This is a genomic window from Massilia violaceinigra, assembly GCF_002752675.1.
Lineage (GTDB): Bacteria > Pseudomonadota > Gammaproteobacteria > Burkholderiales > Burkholderiaceae_D > Telluria_A > Telluria_A violaceinigra.
On sequence record NZ_CP024608.1, the window covers coordinates 4,607,982 to 4,624,827 of the forward strand.

At 64.7% G+C, this 16,846-nt stretch carries 15 protein-coding genes; 11 read left to right on the forward strand and 4 right to left on the reverse strand.

Annotation, left to right across the window (positions count from 1 at the left end; genetic code table 11):
- Positions 1-6: 6 nt before the first annotated feature.
- Both CR152_RS20200 and CR152_RS20205 read left to right on the forward strand, forming a co-directional pair.
- Positions 7-2,658: a TonB-dependent receptor gene (locus CR152_RS20200; protein WP_099877685.1), complete on the forward strand. Its 2,652-nt coding sequence runs from the start codon at positions 7-9 to the stop codon at positions 2,656-2,658.
- Positions 2,659-2,808: 150 nt separating this feature from the next.
- Positions 2,809-4,329 carry a tryptophan halogenase family protein gene (locus CR152_RS20205; RefSeq protein WP_099877688.1) on the forward strand — a complete coding sequence of 507 codons (1,521 nt, stop codon included), beginning with the start codon at positions 2,809-2,811 and terminating at the stop codon, positions 4,327-4,329.
- Positions 4,330-4,406: 77 nt separating this feature from the next.
- Here CR152_RS20205 and CR152_RS20210 read toward each other — a convergent pair whose 3' ends face one another.
- Complete coding sequence (locus tag CR152_RS20210; protein WP_099877691.1) at positions 4,407-4,949, reverse strand: outer membrane beta-barrel protein; 543 nt, start codon at positions 4,947-4,949, stop codon at positions 4,407-4,409.
- Between the two features lie 182 nt (positions 4,950-5,131).
- On the reverse strand, positions 5,132-5,824 hold the full coding sequence (locus CR152_RS20215) for a DUF6445 family protein (protein ID WP_099877694.1): 693 nt from the start codon (positions 5,822-5,824) through the stop codon (positions 5,132-5,134).
- A 170-nt stretch (positions 5,825-5,994) separates the two neighbouring features.
- On the opposite strand from CR152_RS20215, the gene CR152_RS20220 reads away from it, so the two are divergent.
- The 5 genes from CR152_RS20220 (at position 5,995) to CR152_RS20240 (ending at position 11,131) form a co-directional block, all read left to right on the forward strand.
- Positions 5,995-7,230: an ABC transporter substrate-binding protein gene (locus CR152_RS20220; RefSeq protein WP_099877697.1), complete on the forward strand. Its 1,236-nt coding sequence runs from the start codon at positions 5,995-5,997 to the stop codon at positions 7,228-7,230.
- Positions 7,231-7,322: 92 nt separating this feature from the next.
- A complete protein-coding gene (locus CR152_RS20225) occupies positions 7,323-8,336 on the forward strand; it encodes a LacI family DNA-binding transcriptional regulator (RefSeq protein WP_099877700.1) in 1,014 nt (337 codons plus the stop codon).
- Positions 8,337-8,613: 277 nt separating this feature from the next.
- Entirely contained in the window at positions 8,614-9,987 is a 1,374-nt protein-coding gene (locus CR152_RS20230; protein ID WP_099877703.1) for a GH1 family beta-glucosidase, read from the forward strand.
- A 119-nt stretch (positions 9,988-10,106) separates the two neighbouring features.
- Entirely contained in the window at positions 10,107-10,688 is a 582-nt protein-coding gene (locus tag CR152_RS20235; protein ID WP_229413474.1) for a hemerythrin domain-containing protein, read from the forward strand.
- Positions 10,689-10,726: 38 nt separating this feature from the next.
- Positions 10,727-11,131 carry a DUF1801 domain-containing protein gene (locus CR152_RS20240; protein WP_099877710.1) on the forward strand — a complete coding sequence of 135 codons (405 nt, stop codon included), beginning with the start codon at positions 10,727-10,729 and terminating at the stop codon, positions 11,129-11,131.
- A 4-nt stretch (positions 11,132-11,135) separates the two neighbouring features.
- Here the strand turns inward: CR152_RS20240 and CR152_RS20245 are convergent, their stop codons facing one another.
- The gene (locus tag CR152_RS20245; RefSeq protein ID WP_099877713.1) at positions 11,136-11,732 is read right to left on the reverse strand and encodes a hypothetical protein; all 597 of its coding nucleotides are present in this window, start codon (positions 11,730-11,732) and stop codon (positions 11,136-11,138) included.
- 105 nt (positions 11,733-11,837) lie between these two features.
- Positions 11,838-13,544: a methyl-accepting chemotaxis protein gene (locus CR152_RS20250; RefSeq protein WP_099877715.1), complete on the reverse strand. Its 1,707-nt coding sequence runs from the start codon at positions 13,542-13,544 to the stop codon at positions 11,838-11,840.
- A gap of 261 nt (positions 13,545-13,805) precedes the next feature.
- On the opposite strand from CR152_RS20250, the gene modA reads away from it, so the two are divergent.
- The 4 genes from modA to CR152_RS20270 are packed head-to-tail and all read left to right on the forward strand — an operon-like array spanning position 13,806 to position 16,714.
- A complete protein-coding gene (gene modA, locus CR152_RS20255) occupies positions 13,806-14,549 on the forward strand; it encodes a molybdate ABC transporter substrate-binding protein (RefSeq protein ID WP_099877718.1) in 744 nt (247 codons plus the stop codon).
- Between the two features lie 6 nt (positions 14,550-14,555).
- Entirely contained in the window at positions 14,556-15,230 is a 675-nt protein-coding gene (modB, locus tag CR152_RS20260) for a molybdate ABC transporter permease subunit (protein ID WP_099877720.1), read from the forward strand.
- A complete protein-coding gene (gene modC / locus CR152_RS20265; RefSeq protein WP_099877723.1) occupies positions 15,227-16,321 on the forward strand; it encodes a molybdenum ABC transporter ATP-binding protein in 1,095 nt (364 codons plus the stop codon). The genes modB and modC overlap by 4 nt, the downstream gene beginning before the upstream one ends.
- Before the next feature lie 6 nt (positions 16,322-16,327).
- Positions 16,328-16,714, forward strand: coding sequence for a winged helix-turn-helix domain-containing protein (locus CR152_RS20270; RefSeq protein WP_229413475.1), 387 nt, complete (start codon positions 16,328-16,330; stop codon positions 16,712-16,714).
- Positions 16,715-16,846 lie beyond the last annotated feature (132 nt).

Here is a 16,846-nt window from a genome sequence, read left to right on the forward strand (position 1 = left end):
GACGCAATGTTGTATCCGAAGACAAGAAGGACCCTGGTCAGCCTGGCCGTTGCCAGCGCGTGCGGGCTGATCGGTATGTCCGCCCATGCCCAGGCTCCGGAGCCGGCCCCGGCCAGCGAAAGCGAAAAGGAAGTCATTCCCGAAGTGAAGGTCACCGCCACCCGCTACTCGACCTCGTTGCTGAAAACCCCGCTGGCGGTCACCGCCTACAGCCAGGATAACCTGAACCGCATGGGCATCACCAGCGCCAAGGACCTGGCCAACGAAATTCCCAACGTAACGTTCCAGGCCACCGGCGACTCGGCGGTGCAGATCACCATCCGCGGCGTGACCTCCTCGAACACCACCGAAATCGGCGACCCCGCCGTCGGCTTTCACATCGACGGCCTGTACTCGCCCCGTCCGCAGGGCGCCCAGGCGCTCATGTTCGACGTCGACCAGGTCGAAGTGCTGCGCGGCCCGCAGGGCACCCTGTTCGGCCGCAACTCCACCGGCGGCAGCGTCAACGTCATTTCGGCCAAGCCTGATTTCTCGGGCAACTACGGCAAGGCCGAGGTCGACATCGGCAACTACCGCAAGAAGCAGGTCAACCTGATCCAGAACATCGCCGTCAACGACAAGCTGGCGCTGCGCGGCTCGTTCACCAAGGTCACGCGCAACGGCTGGGCCAACCAGATGTCGGACACGCGCGAAGCGAACGTGCCATTCAAGGGCTGGATTCCGGATGGCATTCCCGATGTCGACCAGCGCTACAACCACCCGGTGAGCGCCAAGGATTTCTACACCAACCAGGATGAGTACGCAGCGCGCCTGGCGGCCAAGTTCAAGATCACCCCGGACCTGACCCTCAACGCCGCCTACGAGCTGTTCCAGGACAATGGCGCCGGCAACACCAGTTTCCGCGACTGCGACCAGGCAGCCGGCACGCGCTACGCCTGCACCGGCGGCCAGTGGGACCTGCTGATCAACGTGCCCGGCAAGACTGACATGACCATCAAGTCGCTGCGCGCCGGAGTCAGCTGGAACGTCAACAAGAACACCAGCATCGACTACAGCTTCATGCTGGCCAACCAGCAGCGCTCGCAGCTGTACGACGCCGACAAGGGCTTGACCGCCGCGCTGCCGTTCCAGGTGACGGCCGACTACCCGAACCGTCCGGACGCGGCCAACTGGAGCACCTGGCCGCTGGACGACCGCTACCAGGCTACCTGGGACTCGAAATACAAGTCCTCGGTGCAGGAACTCCAGCTCAAGCAGCAGTTCGACACCCTGCAATACGTGGCCGGCCTGTTCTGGATGCATGAGAAAAACCAGATCAACTACGAAGTCGTCGATTTCTTCCGCAAGCCGCACGGCATCGCATCCGGCGCGTTTTACTCGCAGCCGGACCGCCAGGTCGACGCCAAGGCGGTATTCGCCCAGGCCGACTGGAAATTCATCCCGACCTGGACCGCCACCGCCGGCGCGCGCTACAGCGTCGACACCAAGGAAGACAAGAATGGCCTGAACCTGGGCGGCTGGGCCGGCGAGACGGCGTTCTACCGCGGCCAGTACAACGGCGGCATTCCGAACACGCCCGGCTACCGTTTTCCGCAAGCAAATGACCTGAAACCGGGCATGGGCGGCAGCGTCGAGGCGTATTCCGGCTACGGCCGGCCGTCGCCGAACGACCACAAGGAAGAATGGAAGAAAGTCACCTGGCGCCTCGGCCTGCAGAAACAGGTCACCGACAACCAGATGGCCTACACGGCGCTGTCGACCGGCTACAAGGCCGGCGGCTTCGGCGACAAGGTCGACAGTTGCGGCGGCCACACCTGCGTCGATGGCAAAAAGGGCGTGGAAACCTTCCTGCCTTACAAGCCGGAACTGGTCACCAATCTGGAATTCGGCTACAAGGGCAAGTTCCTGGAAAACCGCCTGAGCGTGTCGGCCGTCGCCTTCATGATGCGCTACAAGGACCAGCAGCTGACCAACACCTATTTCGTCTCGAAATACCGTCCGGACGACGGCAAGCCGTGCGCCAGCGACCAGCCCAAGTGCGATGTGTACGAAACCTGGCGCACCATTAACGTCGGCAACAACCGCATCTCGGGTATCGAAGTCGAGTGGGATTACAAGCCATGGAAGGGCGCCAAGGTCGGCGGCGCGTTCTCTAACCTGAACACCTCGATCCGCGACTACGGTTCCTACAGCGATGACTACCTGTGCGACGAGCGCATCGAATTCAACCAGGAGCGCTGCCCGGCGCCGTACGCCGGCGCCGGTCCGGACAACGGCAAGCGCCTGTACGACGTGACCAACAACCGCTTGCCGAACGCGCCGAAGTACACCTTCATGCTGCACGCCTCGCAAGCGTTCGTGCTCGACGGCGGCTACAAGCTGACGCCGTACTTCAAGGTCAACTGGCGCGACAAGGTCTACTTCGACGTGCGCAACGACGAGTTCGAGCACATCGGCCGCTTCCAGAAGGCCAATGCGGTCGGCGACGCCTCGTTCCGGGTCGACGCGCCGAATGGCAACTGGCATGCGGAACTGTATGTGCGCAACGTGACGGACAAGAAGGTGAAAACGTCCGGCAACAGCGGCCTGGGCGGGCAGATGATCGCCAGCTACAACGAACCACGCATGTTCGGACTGCGCGCCGGATTCAGCTACTGATGCGCTACTGACATTAACCGTTTGGCGAGCCCCGCGTGCCGCAAGGCGCGCGGTGGGCCGGTGTGTCCTGTCCCCCAGGCCACACCGGTTTTTTTGCATGCGCACTTATTTTAGTCGCACCCTTTGTCACAGCATCGACCGGAGAACCAGATGACAGACCAGCGCATCAAGCAGATCGTGATCGTCGGTGGCGGCACCGCCGGCTGGATGAGCGCCGCGGCGCTGTCGCAGCTGCTGCCCGTGGGCCACCACTACCGGCTGATCGAGTCGGACCAGATTTCCACCATCGGGGTGGGGGAGGCGACCATCCCCAGCATCCGCAATTTCAACCTGCACCTGGGCATCGATGAGAACGACTTCATCCGCGCCACCCAGGGCACCTTCAAGCTCGGTATCGAATTCGTCAACTGGGGGCAGCAGGGCAGCAACTACATCCACGGCTTCGGCTCGGTCGGGCGCGACCAGCCGACCGCCAATTTCTTCCACTACTGGCTGAAAATGCACCAGGCCGGACAGGCCGACAGCCTGGAGCCGTACTCGATCAACACCATGGCCGCGCGCCTGGGCAAGTTCAGCCGCGGGCGTCCGGACCTGCCCAATTCGCCGCTGGCGGACCTGTCCTACGCCTTCCATTTCGACGCCGGCCTGTATGCGCGCTACCTGCGCAGCTACAGCGAAGCGCGCGGCGTGCAGCGCACCGAAGGCCGCATCGTCGAGACCGTGCTGCATCCGGACGGATCGATCGCGGCGCTGATGATGGAAAATGGCGAACGCATCGCCGGCGATTTTTTCATCGATTGTTCCGGCATGGTGGGTTTGCTGATCGAGCAGGCCCTGCACACCGGCTATGAAGACTGGAGCCACTGGCTGCCGTGCGACCGCGCCATTGCCGTGCCTTGCGAATCGCACGGCCCCATGGCGGCGCTGACGCGCTCGACCGCGCACACAGCGGGCTGGCAGTGGCGCATTCCGCTGCAGCACCGCACCGGCAACGGCCATGTGTTTTCGAGCAAGTTCATGAGCGCCGACGAAGCCCAGGCCATCCTCATGAACAATCTCGACGGCCAGCCGCTGGCCGAACCGCGCCTGCTCAAGTTCACCACCGGCAAGCGCAAGCGCGCCTGGAACAAGAACTGCGTGGCGATCGGCCTGTCGGGCGGCTTCATGGAGCCGCTCGAGTCGACCAGCATCCACATGGTCAAGACGGCGCTGATGCGCCTGATCAGTTTTTTCCCCGACCGCGGCTTCGACCAGGTCGACATCGACACCTTCAACCGCCTGTGCGACAAGGAGTACGAGCAAATCCGCGACTTCCTGATCCTGCACTATAAAGTGAGCACGCGCGACGATTCGCCCTTCTGGCGCTATTGCCGCGACATGGAGGTGCCGGCCAGCCTGCGCCGCAGGCTCGACCTGTACGCCAGCCACGGGCGCATCTTGCGCGAGAACGAGGAGCTGTTTCCCGAGGATAGCTGGCTGCAGGTGATGCACGGGCAGGGCTTGCGCGCGCGCGGCTACAACCCGGTGGTCGACCAGCGCGCACCGGACGAGATCGCCGACTTCCTGCAGGGGACGCAGGCGGTGATCCGCAAGTGCGTGGACGCCATGACCAGCCACGAGGCATTCATCAAGGCCAACTGCCAAGCGGCGGCGCTGCGCCGCGCGGCCTGACGTCCCGGCCTGTCGGCGCGGCGCCGAGGGACGTAAAAAAACCGGCACGCAGCCGGTTTTTTTGTGGAGCTGGCAGCTTAGAACGAGAAACGCATGCCGGTCGACAGGATCGTCGCTTTCAGCGAACCATTTTTGCCTTTTGCGACGGCGCCGTAGTTTTCATATTCGACGAACGCGGCGATGGTCTTGGTCACGGCGTAGGTTGCGCCAACGCCCAGCAGCGCATCGGTCTTTTTCTGCTTGTCGTCGCCTTCGCCGACCAGCAGCTGCATGGTGCGGTTCTTGGCGATACCCAGCTTGCCGGTAATGGCGAACTTCTCGCCCAGCGGCAGGGTGAGGGTGCCGGCGGCGAAGTACGAACGCGCGCGCGAACCGCTGCGCTTGCCGCCGGTTTCGGCGGTGCCGAAGTGGGTGAAGCCGGCTTCGACGCCGAAATTCTTGTCGAATTTGTAACCGGTGAATACCTTGGCTGCAAGGTCGTGGTCCTTGTAGGTGCCTTCGGTGATGCTCAGAACTTGCTCTGCGGCACCAATGCCAACACCAACGTAGGAGCTTTCGGCCTGCGCTGCCATAGGAGCGGTGGCGGCGGCCAGCATGGCGATAGCGAGTTTGTTTTTCACGTGAAATCCTGTAATGGGTTTGTAAACATAGATCGCCAAATGTCGCCATTCGGCAAAAACAGCCGAAATTATATATCGACCAACCTTATAAGATGCTTTTGGGTATCGTTATGGGCCTCAGTTTGGCTCAAATTTGCTGTAAAACAACGCGGCAATGGCTTGTCATGCCCGCCGATGGCGGCTCAGGCGCTGCGTTTGCGGAAGCGAAAGAAGCCATTCATGGTGAGCCGGCCGCGCGCCGGGTCGCTGTGGAGCAGGGCGGGCGCCGCGATCTGGGCCGCGTGGAAGATCTCGCCATCGTAGAAAATAGCCCGGTTGAAGCGCGCGGGAATGGTGCAGATTTGCTCGAAGTGCGCGTTCGAGGCGATCAGGTAGCCGGCGCCGCCGGCGTCTGCGGGGGTGCCGGCATGGGCTGCGCGCAAGAGGCGCGCCGTGGCTTCGGGGGCCTGGGTGGGGCGGTAAAAGCTGGTGCCGCCCATGCGCGCGTCGTCGAACAGGTACACCACGGCCGCCGCCGCACCCACGCCCGGCGCCAGGTCGGCGCAATCGCGGTGGCACAGGCGCTGCAGGGGATGGAGCCGGTCCGGGGGCAGGGTGGCCAGTGCCAGGCGCGCCGCCACGCTGACGGTGCGCTGGGCGCCCAGCGCGCGCCGCACGTGCTGGATGAAGAATTCGTCGAGGCGGAAGGCCGTCTCCTGGCCCAGGTCCAGTTCCGGGCCGGGATAGTAGTTGTCCGGGTCGACGGCAAAGCGGGCCTGCGCGGCGACGGCCTGCGCGACCAGCGCGCGCGGATCGAGCAGGAAATCGTCCACTACGACGCACGGCGCCTGTCCGGCGATGGCGATAAAACGGACTTGCGGGCGCGGATTGAACACGGAAGCTCGATGCGAAGAGGGATGAAAACAAAGAGGATGAAAACGCTATCGCGACGCGCCATGATAGCCTTGCGCGTTGACACTGAAATTCTTTGAATGATATAGTCAACCGACAAGATTGGAAAGCCTTCCAATTCAAGACGGGCACAGACCTGCTTTCACCGGAGACCATGTTGAAACAACGAATTCTGGCTGCCGCGCTGGCGCTGGCAAGCGCCGGTGCCGCCTTTGGCGCCGACCCCAAACCGGAAGTGATCCACTGGTGGACTTCCAGCAGCGAAGCGGCCGCGGTGCGCACCATCGCCGACGCCTACCGCGCCGCCGGCGGCGCCTGGACCGATACCGCGATCGCCGGCGCCGACCAGGCGCGCGCGGTGGCGATCAACCGCATCGTCGGCGGCAATGCGCCGATGGCGGCCCAGTTCAACACGACCAAGCAGTTCACCGACCTGGTCGAGCAGGGCATGCTCAATAACGTCGACGACGTCGCGCTCAGGGAAGGCTGGGACAAGTTCCTGCCCGAGCCGGTGCTTAACGTCATCCGCGTCAAGGGCCATTACTACGCGGTCCCGGTCAACATCCACATGCAAGCCTGGATCTGGTATTCCAAGGCGGCCTTCCAGAAGGCCGGCATCGCCAAGGAGCCGGCCAGCGTCGAGGAACTGTTCGCCGCGCTCGACAAGCTCAAGGCGGCCGGATTGATCGCGCTCGCGCACGGCGGCCAGCCGTGGCAGGAAAACATCCTGTTCCTGTCGATGCTGGCCCACATGGGCGGCACCGACCTGTATCTGAAGGTGCTGCGCGAGCGCGATCCGGCGGCCATCAATTCCGAGGCCTTCCGCCGCGTTCTGCTCAATTTCAAGCGCCTGCAATCGTACGTCGACGCCGGCGCGCCGGGCCGCAACTGGAACGATGCCACCGCCCTGGTCATCTCCGGCAAGGCCGGCATCCAGGTGATGGGCGACTGGGCCAAGGGCGAATTTGGCGCGGCGCGCCAGAGCGCCGGCAAGGAATACGGCTGCATCCCCGGCTTCGGCCCGCGCTCGCCCTATCTGATCCAGGGCGACGCCTTCGTCTTCCCCAAGACCGGCAATGCGCAGCAGATCAAGTACCAGAAGCTGCTGGCCAGCGTGATCGTCGCGCCGCGCACCCAGATCGCTTTCAACAAGCTCAAAGGCTCGATTCCGATCCGGGGCGACGTCGATGCGTCAGGCATGGACCCGTGCGCCAAGGCCGGCATGGCGATCATGAAGGACCGCACGCGCCACGTCGGCATCGGCGAGGTGTATCTGACGCCGGACCAGAATGGCGCCATGCAGGATGTATTGACATCGTTCTGGAATACCAAGATGCCGGCCGAGAAAGCGCAAAAGCTGATCGCCGCCGCCCTCAGGAACGAGCAGTGACGGGGATCGGGCTGCGCGCGCTTGTGAGAGAGCGCCCGAATGCAGTATGCTGCGATTTTTGCAGTCCCCATTTTTGAACGGAAGAACCGCGCGTGGCAACTCTCAAAGACGTAGCACTGCGGGCCGGCGTCGGCCTCGGAACCGCATCGCGTGTCGTTAGCGGCAAGGGGGCGGTGTCGCCCAAGACGCTGGCGCGGGTCCAGAAGGCGATCGAGGAACTCGAATTCCATCCCTCGTACGCGGCCCGCTCGCTGATGCTGGGCAGCTCGCAGATGATCGGCGTGTACATTCCCTACCTGAGCGGCACCTTCTACACGCCGATTCTCAAGCTGATTTATTCGGAATTGCGCGCCGCGGGGTTGAATATGGTGGTCGGATTCGGCATCGGCAGCGATGACGAGCGCACCCAGGCCGTGCAGGGGATCGATTTTCTCAAGGAGCGCGGCTGCGATGGCGTGCTGGTCATGAGTAACGTGCTGCGCGACGAAGACATCGAGGCGCTCGGGCCCCGCAAGTCGCGCCTGGTGCTGCTCAATCACAGCGTGCCATCGATCGCCAGCCAGAGTTTCACCATCGACCATCTGCACGGCGGCCGGCTGGCGGCGCAAGCCCTGTTGCGCGAGGGGCACCGCGATATCGCCGTCATCGCCGGGCCGCGCGGCGCGCCCGACAACGTCGAGCGCATCGACGGTTTTCTGGGCGAGCTGGCGCATGCCGGCATCGACACCGACGGCATGTGGGTGGCCGAAAGCGATTTCGCGCCGAAGGGCGGGTGGGAAGCGGCCAGGGAACTGGCCGAATCGGGCTATCCGTTTACCGCCGTGTTTTGCGCCAATGACGACATGGCGGTGGGCGCGCTGTCGTATTTTCAGCAGGCTGGCGTTGCGGTGCCGGAGCAGGTATCGGTGCTCGGGTACGACGACACCAACAGCGCCGAGTACACGGCCCCGCGCCTGACCACGGTGCACATGCCGTGGACCGAGATGACGCTCAATGGCTTGAACTGCCTGCTCAATCGCTGCTATGACATGGACCGGCCGGTGACGCATGCATATCCGGTGACGATTGCGTTGCGGGCGTCGTTGGGGAAGGCGAAGGATATTTAGAGCCGCCGGCCGGCGGCGCTGCGCGTAGCCTTACTGTCGTCAAGCGTCAAGCGTCAAGCGTCAAGCGTCAAGCGTCAAGCGTCGAGCCATCAAGCCGTCAATCCGTCGTCCCCGCCTGCGCGGGGACGACGGATATTGGATCAGCGCCCAATGGTCAAAGCAGCGCAACTCAACGATCAAATAATCCCCCATCGCCCTTGCCGTCGCTTTTTTTTGTGGTAAAGTGGAAGCGATTCCAATTTTTCATCGAGCAACTTTAATACTGACCGATCTCCCTATGACCAACCAGAAAAACGACCCGCACCAGCCTCTCGCACGCGCCAGTTTCGGCGACGACTTCCTGTGGGGCTGTTCCACCTCGGCCTTCCAGATCGAAGGGGCGGGCAGCGCCGACGCTCGCGTGGCGTCGATCTGGGATACTTTCTGCGCCACCCCCGGCAAGATCCGCGACGGCTCCAACGGCGCCGTGGCGTGCGACCACTACCACCGCTGGCCGGAAGACTTCGACATCGGCCAGTCGCTCGGCCTGAACGCCTACCGCTTCTCGATCGCGTGGCCGCGCATCTTCAGCGGCAGCGGCGCCGCCCCCAACGAAGCGGGCCTCGACTTCTACGAGCGCCTGGTCGACGGCATGCTCGAACGCGGCCTGCAGCCGTGGGCCACCCTGTACCACTGGGACCTGCCGCAATCCATCCAGGACCAGGGCGGCTGGGCCAACCGCGATACCGTGGCCGCCTTTGTCGACTATGCCGACGTGGTTACGCGCCGCCTGGGCGACCGCGTTCGCCACTGGATCACCCACAACGAGCCGTGGTGCACCGCCATGCACGGCAACCTCGATGGCATGCACGCACCGGGCCTGCGCGACGCGCCGACCGCGCTGCAGGTGTGCCACCATGTGCTGCTCTCGCACGGCCTGGCCACGCCGGTCATCCGCGCCAACGTGCCCCACGCGCGGGTCGGCATCGCGCTCAGCCTGCACCCGATCCGCGCCGCCTCGGACAGCGAAGCGGACCTGCAGGCCTTGCAGCGCCACGATGGCTTTCGCAACCGCTGGTTCCTCGATCCGCTGTACGGCCGCGGCTACCCGCAAGAGACGCTGGCGCTGCTGGGCGAGGCTGCGCCCGTGGTGCTGGAGGGCGACATGCAGGCCATCGCGGTGCCGACCGATTTCGTCGGCCTGAACTATTATTTCCCCGAGATCGTGCGCGACGCGCCCGCCGCCGGCTTCCTGCGCACCGAGGTCGTCCCGCCGCAGGACCGCGAGCGCACCGCCTTCGGCTGGGAAGTCGCGCCCGACGGGCTGACCGAGTTGCTGCTGCGCATCGCCAACGAATACCAGCCAGCTGAAGTCTATGTAACCGAAAACGGGTCTTCCTACGACGACGTGGTGCAGGCCGACGGCAGCGTCGACGACGAGGCGCGCCGCCACTACCTGGTGCGCCACCTGGCGGCCATGCGCGCGGCCCAGGAGCAGGGCGTGCCCGTGAAAGGCTATTTTGCCTGGAGCCTGCTCGACAATTTCGAATGGTCGGAAGGTTACCTGCGCCGCTTCGGCATTGTCCACGTCGACTTCGAGACCCAGCAGCGCACCCTGAAAAGCAGCGGACGCTGGTACCGCGAGTTTCTGCACGGATGCAATGAGCGCTAGGCTTGCGTGAGTGCAGGGTGGCGCGTGCAGTTGGCCGACACGAAAATGAGGCGGCGTCCTACGCGGGCGGAAGGTGGCTGTCTTTAAGATAAGGGCACGACTTTTCAGGAGAAAGAATCATGTTTTCTTTGAATAAATTGAGCCCTTCCGTGACCGATATGATCCGCTTCGATCATTCGCATGTGCTGGTCACCTTCCACCAGTACACCACCGCCGCGCGTCCCAGCGTCAAGAAGGCGCTGGCCGAAACCATTTGCGACGCGCTGGAAATCCATGCGACACTGGAAGAGGAAGTGTTCTATCCGGTGCTGCGCCGTTTGAACGGGACCGAGCCGGTGATCCAGAAAAGCCAGCCGGAGCATGATGAAATGCGCCGCCTGATCGCGGAGCTGCGCGCAACCGGTCCCACCGACCGACGTCACGACCAGCTGCTGCACGAACTGATGCGCGACGTGATGCACCATGTGGCCGACGAGGAAACCATGCTGCTGCCCGAAGCTGAGCGCATGCTGGACAAGAACCGCTTGAACGAGCTGGGCGCGCAAATGACCAGGCGCCGGCTGGAATTGCTCAAACCTAAGGTTGGCAAGATCGCCGCCGACACGGCAGTGGGTTTTTCCGGCAGCACCACGGCGATCGTGGTGGGGCTGGCCAGTGCACTGGTCGCCGCGCGATTCGTAACGAAAAAAGCCACGGCCTGAGGGAATCGTTCCGGCGTCGTGGTCCAACCGGGGAGACCATGACGCCATTCGCCAACGCTGCCGTGCAGCGCACCTTCGACACCTATCCCGCCCCGGTGCGGGGCAAACTGATGGCGCTGCGTGAATTGATTTTTGCGACAGCGGCGTCGACCGGGGGAGTTGGTCCGCTCGAAGAAACGTTGAAATGGGGTGAGCCGGCCTATCTTACTAGCGAAAGCAAAAGCGGCAGCACGATCCGCATCGCCTGGAAAAAAGCGGCGCCGTCACGCTACGCCATCTACTTCAACTGCAAGACGACCCTGGTCGACACCTTCCGCAGCCTGTTTCCGCATGACTTTGAGTTTGAAGGCAACCGCGCGCTGGTGTTCGACGAAGCTGCCCCCGTGCCCGCCGATGCGCTGGCGTTCTGCATCGCCAGCGCGCTCACCTATCACCGCGCGTAGGCGCTCACAGCATCAGCTGGTGCTTGCGCAGGATGGCGCCGATCTGTTCGCGGTCGCGGGCGACGATGTCGTACAGTTTTTTGTAGTGATCGCTGCTCCAGAACGTGAGCAGGCGGTCGTGTTCGGCCTTGCCCAGTACCCTTTCCACGCCGTCGAGCTCGAGGAAGATCACCAGCAAATGCTCTTGCGACGCGGCCAGGCTGTCGGCGCCGTCCGGATAGCCGACCGGCAGGGCAGGGTAGCGCTTCCTGATCTCGCGCAGCGCCTGGCGCGTCTGACGCGGATGCTTCGACAGCCACCAGTGCATCTGCTCGTGGATGAAGGTCGACACGAGCGCGCCATCGTCGTTGAAGTGCCTGGTGTGGAGGGTCAGCACCGGATGGCTGTGCGGAATCGTCTTCTCGTCGACGACGATCTTGTCGGTCTGGATCCACGTGCTCAGGTCATGGGCGGCGGTCAGGCGCTCGAGCTGTTTCTGTAAGTCCTGCTCGTGCGCGCTGCCATGCTTGAGGGAGATGTTCAAGCCGGCGGCGGAGGCGGGCAGGGCCAGCGCCGTGGCGATCAGGAGGGCGACGATGCTGCGTACGGGTGAAGTCGACATAAGGCTCCGCAAAAGTTAGCCCCGCCGCGAACCGGCAGGAAGACGCGCGATCGCGCGCCTTCGCATCCTGCCATACCCTTGCAAATTTGCAAAGCTTTCCTGCGCTTAGAACTCTTCCCAGACATCCTCGCCGCTGGTGGCCGGTGCGGGCTGCCTGGCCGGGGCGCGCTGGGCCGCCGGCAAGGCCTGGCGCGGCGCCGCCGGACGCACCGATGGTGGCGGGGCGGATGGTCGGGCGACGGGGGCGTGGCGCACCATGGCGGCGCCATCGAGTTTGAACACGCTGACCACCTCGGCCAGCTGCACGGCCTGGTCCTGCATCGAGGCCGACGCTGCCGCTGCCTGCTCGACCAGCGCCGCGTTCTGCTGGGTCGCCTCGTCCATCTGGGTAATCGCTTGGTTGACCTGTTCGATGCCGGCGCGCTGTTCTTCGCTGGCATTGGCGATCTCGCTGATGATGCTGGTGACGCGGCGTACGCTGCCGACCACCTCGTCCATCGTCAGCCCGGCCTGGTCGACCAGGCGCGTTCCCATGTCGACTTTTTCCACCGAGGTATCGATCAGGGCCTTGATTTCCTTGGCCGCGCCGGCCGAGCGCTGGGCCAGGTTGCGCACCTCGGAGGCTACCACCGCGAAGCCACGGCCCTGTTCGCCGGCGCGGGCCGCTTCCACCGCGGCATTCAGGGCCAGGATGTTGGTCTGGAATGCAATGCCGTCGATCACGCCGATGATGTCGACAATTTTCTTGGCCGAATCGTTGATCGCGCCCATGGTCTGGACCACCTGCGACACGGCCGTGCCACCGCGCACCGCCACTTCCGACGCCGTCGCGGCCAGTTCGTTGGCCTGGCGCGCGTTGTCGGCATTTTGCTTGACGGTGGCGGTCAATTCTTCCATGGACGAGGCGGTCTCCTCGATCGACCCGGCCTGCTGTTCGGTGCGCGACGACAGGTCGAAGTTGCCGGATGAAATTTCGGCCGAGGCGGTCGATATCGTGTCCGTGCCGACCCGCACCTCGCCCACGATACGGGCCAGCGAGGCGTTCATGGCCTTGAGCGCACGGAGCAGCTCGCCGATTTCATCGCGCGAACCGGCATCGACGCGGGCGGTCAGGTCGCCCTGGGCCACTTGCTGGGCGAACGCTACGGCGCGCCGCAGTGGCACGGTGATATTGCGGGCAAGCCATACCGCGATGATGCCGGCCATGGCCGCCGCCAGCACGCCGCCCCCGACCAGCGCGGTGACGGTCAGCGTATCGAGGGCCTTGGCATCCTTGGCGCGCTGCGCCAGCAAGACTTCTTCCGCCGCGACGATCTCGGCAATCAGGCCGCGCATGGCATCCATGCCTTTCTTGCCCTTGCCTTCCCTGACAGCGGCGACCACGGCCGCCATGTCGCCGTCGGCCGCGCCTTTGCGCAGGGCGATGGTCGGCTCGATCGCCGCCGCCATCCATGCCTCCTGCTCGCGTTGCAGACGCTGCAGGCGCTCCTGCTGGCGCGGATTGTCCGCTGTCAGCGAGGTGGCCCGAGCCACGCGCTTGAGAAAGTCGGCCTTGCCGCTATTGTAGGGTTCGAGGGAGGTGGGATTGCCGGTCAGCAGAAAGCCGCGCTGGCCGGTCTCAATGTTGATCAGCTGCTCCAAGGCCCCGTGGACCTCGGCGGTCACTTGATACGTGTGCACATTGATATCGTTAGCCGCGCTGAGCTTGGTGAAGTTGGCATACGCCACCGTCACGAGTACCGCCAGCAACAGCACAACGGCGGCGAATCCAAGATACAGGCGCGTGCCGATTTTCATGTCAGTCAGTGTCATCAAAGTTCCCTTGTAAAAGTGAAACATCGCTATCGCTGGGGCCATGGCTGTGCGTTTCAGCTCGCCATCGCGGCAACCATTATGCGTTTTGCGCAGCCGCCACACGGCGAAAATTCACATTTGGTCGTGTATACGCCACACTTGAATCGCTCGCTTGCGTAAGGCCCTGCAGGTCCGTTTTGCCCGAGCTCATCTTGTGCGTCGTATATAATCGGATATAGCGCTGTGTGCGGCGCGTTTGCCCCTTACCGGAGTTTTTGCATGAAACGATTTGCCAGCGTGTGGCTTGCATTGATGGTGGCCGGCATGGCCCGCGCCGAGGACGTGCACGTGGCCGTAGCCGCCAATTTCAGCGCCCCGATGAAAGACATCAGCGCCCGCTTCGAGCGCGACACCGGCCACAAAGTGCTCGCGACCATCGGCGCGACCGGCAAGTTTTACGCCCAGATCAAGAACGGCGCCCCGTTCGAGGTGCTGCTCGCGGCCGACGACGAAACCCCGGCCCGCCTCGACCAGGAGGGCAGCGCTGTCGCCGAGACCCGCTTTACCTACGCCATCGGCAAGCTGGTGCTGTGGAGCGCGCAAGCCGGCCTGGTCGATCCGCAGGGACAGGTGCTCGCGCAAGGCCAGTTCGCCCATCTGGCCATCGCCAACCCCAAGCTGGCGCCGTATGGCGCGGCCGCCATGCAAACCCTGGGCAAGCTCGGCTTGCAGGAGCGCCTGGTGCCGCGCCTGGTGCAGGGCGACAGCATCGGCCAGGCCCATCAATTCGTCGTGTCGGGCGCCGCCACGCTCGGTTTTGTCGCCATGTCGCAGGTGTACAGCGGCGGCAAGCTGCAATCGGGATCGGCGTGGGTCGTGCCGGCCAGCATGTACACGCCGATCCGGCAAGATGCCGTGCTGCTGGAGCGGGGCAAGGGCAACCCGGCCGCGCTCGCCTTTCTGCGCTATCTCAAGAGCGAGCCGGCGCGCGCGGTGATTCGTTCCTACGGTTACGATTTGTAGGGCCGCATGCTGAGCGCGGACGACTGGGGCGCCGTCTGGCTGACCCTGAAACTGGCGACCACGGTCACCGTGCTGCTGCTGTTGCTGGGCACGCCCGTCGCATGGTGGCTGGCGCGGACGCGCTCGCGCGCCAGGAGCGTGGTCGGCGCCGTGGTTGCGCTGCCGCTGGTGCTGCCGCCATCCGTGCTCGGTTTTTACTTGCTGATCGCGATGGGGCCGGACGGCCCGCTCGGACACCTGACGCAGTGGCTCGGGCTGGGTTTGTTGCCGTTCACGTTTTCCGGGCTTGTGATCGGCTCGCTGCTGTACTCGATGCCGTTCGTGATCCAGCCGCTGCAAAATGCCTTCGAGGCCATCGGTCCGCGTCCGCTGGAAGTGGCCGCCACCTTGCGCGCCAGTCCGCTCGACACCTTTTTTTCAGTGGTGCTGCCGCTGGCCCGGCCCGGCTTCATCACCGCCGCCACGCTCGGCTTCGCCCACACGGTCGGGGAATTCGGGGTCGTGATGATGATTGGCGGAAACATACCGCAGCAGACGCGGGTGGTGGCGGTCCAGATTTACGGCCATGTCGAAGCGATTGAATATGCCCAGGCGCACTGGTTGTCCGGGGGGATGCTGGTGATCAGCTTCGTCGCCTTGTTCCTGCTGTACCGCTTCAATCCGACGCGGAGGGCATTATGACGGCCGCTTCCACGATCCGCATGCGTTTCGACATCCGGCGCAGCGGCTTCGCCATGCAGGTCCAGCTCGACTTGCCGGGGCGTGGCGTGAGCGCCTTGTTCGGGCATTCCGGCTCCGGCAAGACCACCTTGCTGCGCGCGATTGCCGGGCTGGAGCGCCATGCGGGCGGCTACCTCGAAGTCAACGGCCAGCTGTGGCAGGATGATGCGGCCGGCGTGTTCGTGCCCACGCACCAGCGCGCGCTCGGCTATGTATTCCAGGAAGCGAGCCTGTTCGCGCATTTGTCGGTCCAGGGCAATCTTGATTTCGCCCGCCAGCGGGCCCGCGCCGCCGGTGGCGACAAGGTGATGGCGCACGCGGTGGCGCTGCTTGGCATCGGCCATCTGCTGGAGCGGCGTCCGGATGGCCTGTCCGGCGGCGAGCGCCAGCGCGTGGCGATCGCGCGCGCCATGCTCACGGCCCCGCAGCTGCTGCTGATGGACGAACCGCTGGCCTCGCTCGATGGGCGGCGCAAGGACGAAGTGCTGCCCTACCTGGAACGGGTGCAGGCCGAGCTGGCCATCCCCATGCTGTACGTGAGCCACTCGACCCGGGAAGTGGCGCGCCTGGCCGACCACATCGTGCTGCTCGACGGCGGCCGGGTGGTGGCCAGCGGGCCGGTGGCCGACACCCTGGTCCGGCCCGAGGTGACGCGCGCCATGCAGGACGATGCCGGGGCGCTGGTGGACGCCGTGGTCGAGTCCGTCGATGCCGTCTACGGCCTGCTGTGCCTGAGGGCGGCGGGCGGTGCCATGTACATCGCGCACACGGCGCTGGCGCCCGGCACGCGGCTGCGGCTGCGGGTGCTGGCACGCGACGTCAGCGTGACCCTGCTGGCGCAGGCGGGGAGTTCGATCCTCAACCAGCTGCGGGCGACGGTGGTCCAGATGACCCCCGGCAACGACCCAGCCCATGTGATGGTGCTGCTCGATGCGGGCGGCACGCAGCTGCTGGCGCGCATCACGCGGCGCTCGCGCGATCAGCTGGGGCTGGAAGTGGGGATGCCAGTGTGGGCCCAGGTCAAGGCAGCGGCGCTGCTCTCGGGCGGCTGAGGCGCGATGAACGATCGGAACGACGACAGGGCGGGGCGGATGGGCGCGGGCATCGACGTCAAGGTGCGGCTGTTGCAGGGCGGCGAGATTGCGATGGGACCGGGCAAGGCCGACCTGCTCGACGCGATTGAGCGGACTGGATCGATCAGTGCGGCGGCGCGGGCGATGGGCATGTCGTACCGGCGCGCGTGGCTGCTGGTGGACGTCATGAACCGCAGCTTTGGCGCGCCGCTGGTGCGCAGCGCGGCCGGCGGCAGCCAGGGCGGCGGCGCCAGCGTGACCGAGACGGGCCTGGAAGTGTTGACCCACTACCGCGCCATGCAAGCGGCCGCGAGCGTCGCCGCTGGCCAGTACGCCGCCGCCCTCACCAAACTCCTGCGCCCCGACGATTAGTCCCACAACCGGGGTCAGAGCTCTGACTCGAAATATTTCAAGTCAGAGCTCTGACCCCGGTCGTGTCGCCACATGCCCGATGGCAACGAACACGGCTTTCTGCTATGGCGCCGCCTGCTGACGTGTCTTACA

Bases quoted from the DNA above. Each gene is read 5' to 3' on its own strand.
- CR152_RS20200 (WP_099877685.1), top strand. From the start codon at position 7: ATGTTGTATCCGAAGACAAGAAGGACCCTGGTCAGCCTGGCCGTTGCC.
- CR152_RS20205 (WP_099877688.1), top strand. From the start codon at position 2,809: ATGACAGACCAGCGCATCAAGCAGATCGTGATCGTCGGTGGCGGCACC.
- CR152_RS20220 (WP_099877697.1), top strand. From the start codon at position 5,995: ATGTTGAAACAACGAATTCTGGCTGCCGCGCTGGCGCTGGCAAGCGCC.
- CR152_RS20230 (WP_099877703.1), top strand. From the start codon at position 8,614: ATGACCAACCAGAAAAACGACCCGCACCAGCCTCTCGCACGCGCCAGT.
- CR152_RS20235 (WP_229413474.1), top strand. From the start codon at position 10,107: ATGTTTTCTTTGAATAAATTGAGCCCTTCCGTGACCGATATGATCCGC.
- CR152_RS20240 (WP_099877710.1), top strand. From the start codon at position 10,727: ATGACGCCATTCGCCAACGCTGCCGTGCAGCGCACCTTCGACACCTAT.
- CR152_RS20245 (WP_099877713.1), bottom strand. From the start codon at position 11,732: ATGTCGACTTCACCCGTACGCAGCATCGTCGCCCTCCTGATCGCCACG.
- CR152_RS20250 (WP_099877715.1), bottom strand. From the start codon at position 13,544: ATGACACTGACTGACATGAAAATCGGCACGCGCCTGTATCTTGGATTC.
- modA (WP_099877718.1), top strand. From the start codon at position 13,806: ATGAAACGATTTGCCAGCGTGTGGCTTGCATTGATGGTGGCCGGCATG.
- modB (WP_099877720.1), top strand. From the start codon at position 14,556: ATGCTGAGCGCGGACGACTGGGGCGCCGTCTGGCTGACCCTGAAACTG.
- modC (WP_099877723.1), top strand. From the start codon at position 15,227: ATGACGGCCGCTTCCACGATCCGCATGCGTTTCGACATCCGGCGCAGC.
- CR152_RS20270 (WP_229413475.1), top strand. From the start codon at position 16,328: ATGAACGATCGGAACGACGACAGGGCGGGGCGGATGGGCGCGGGCATC.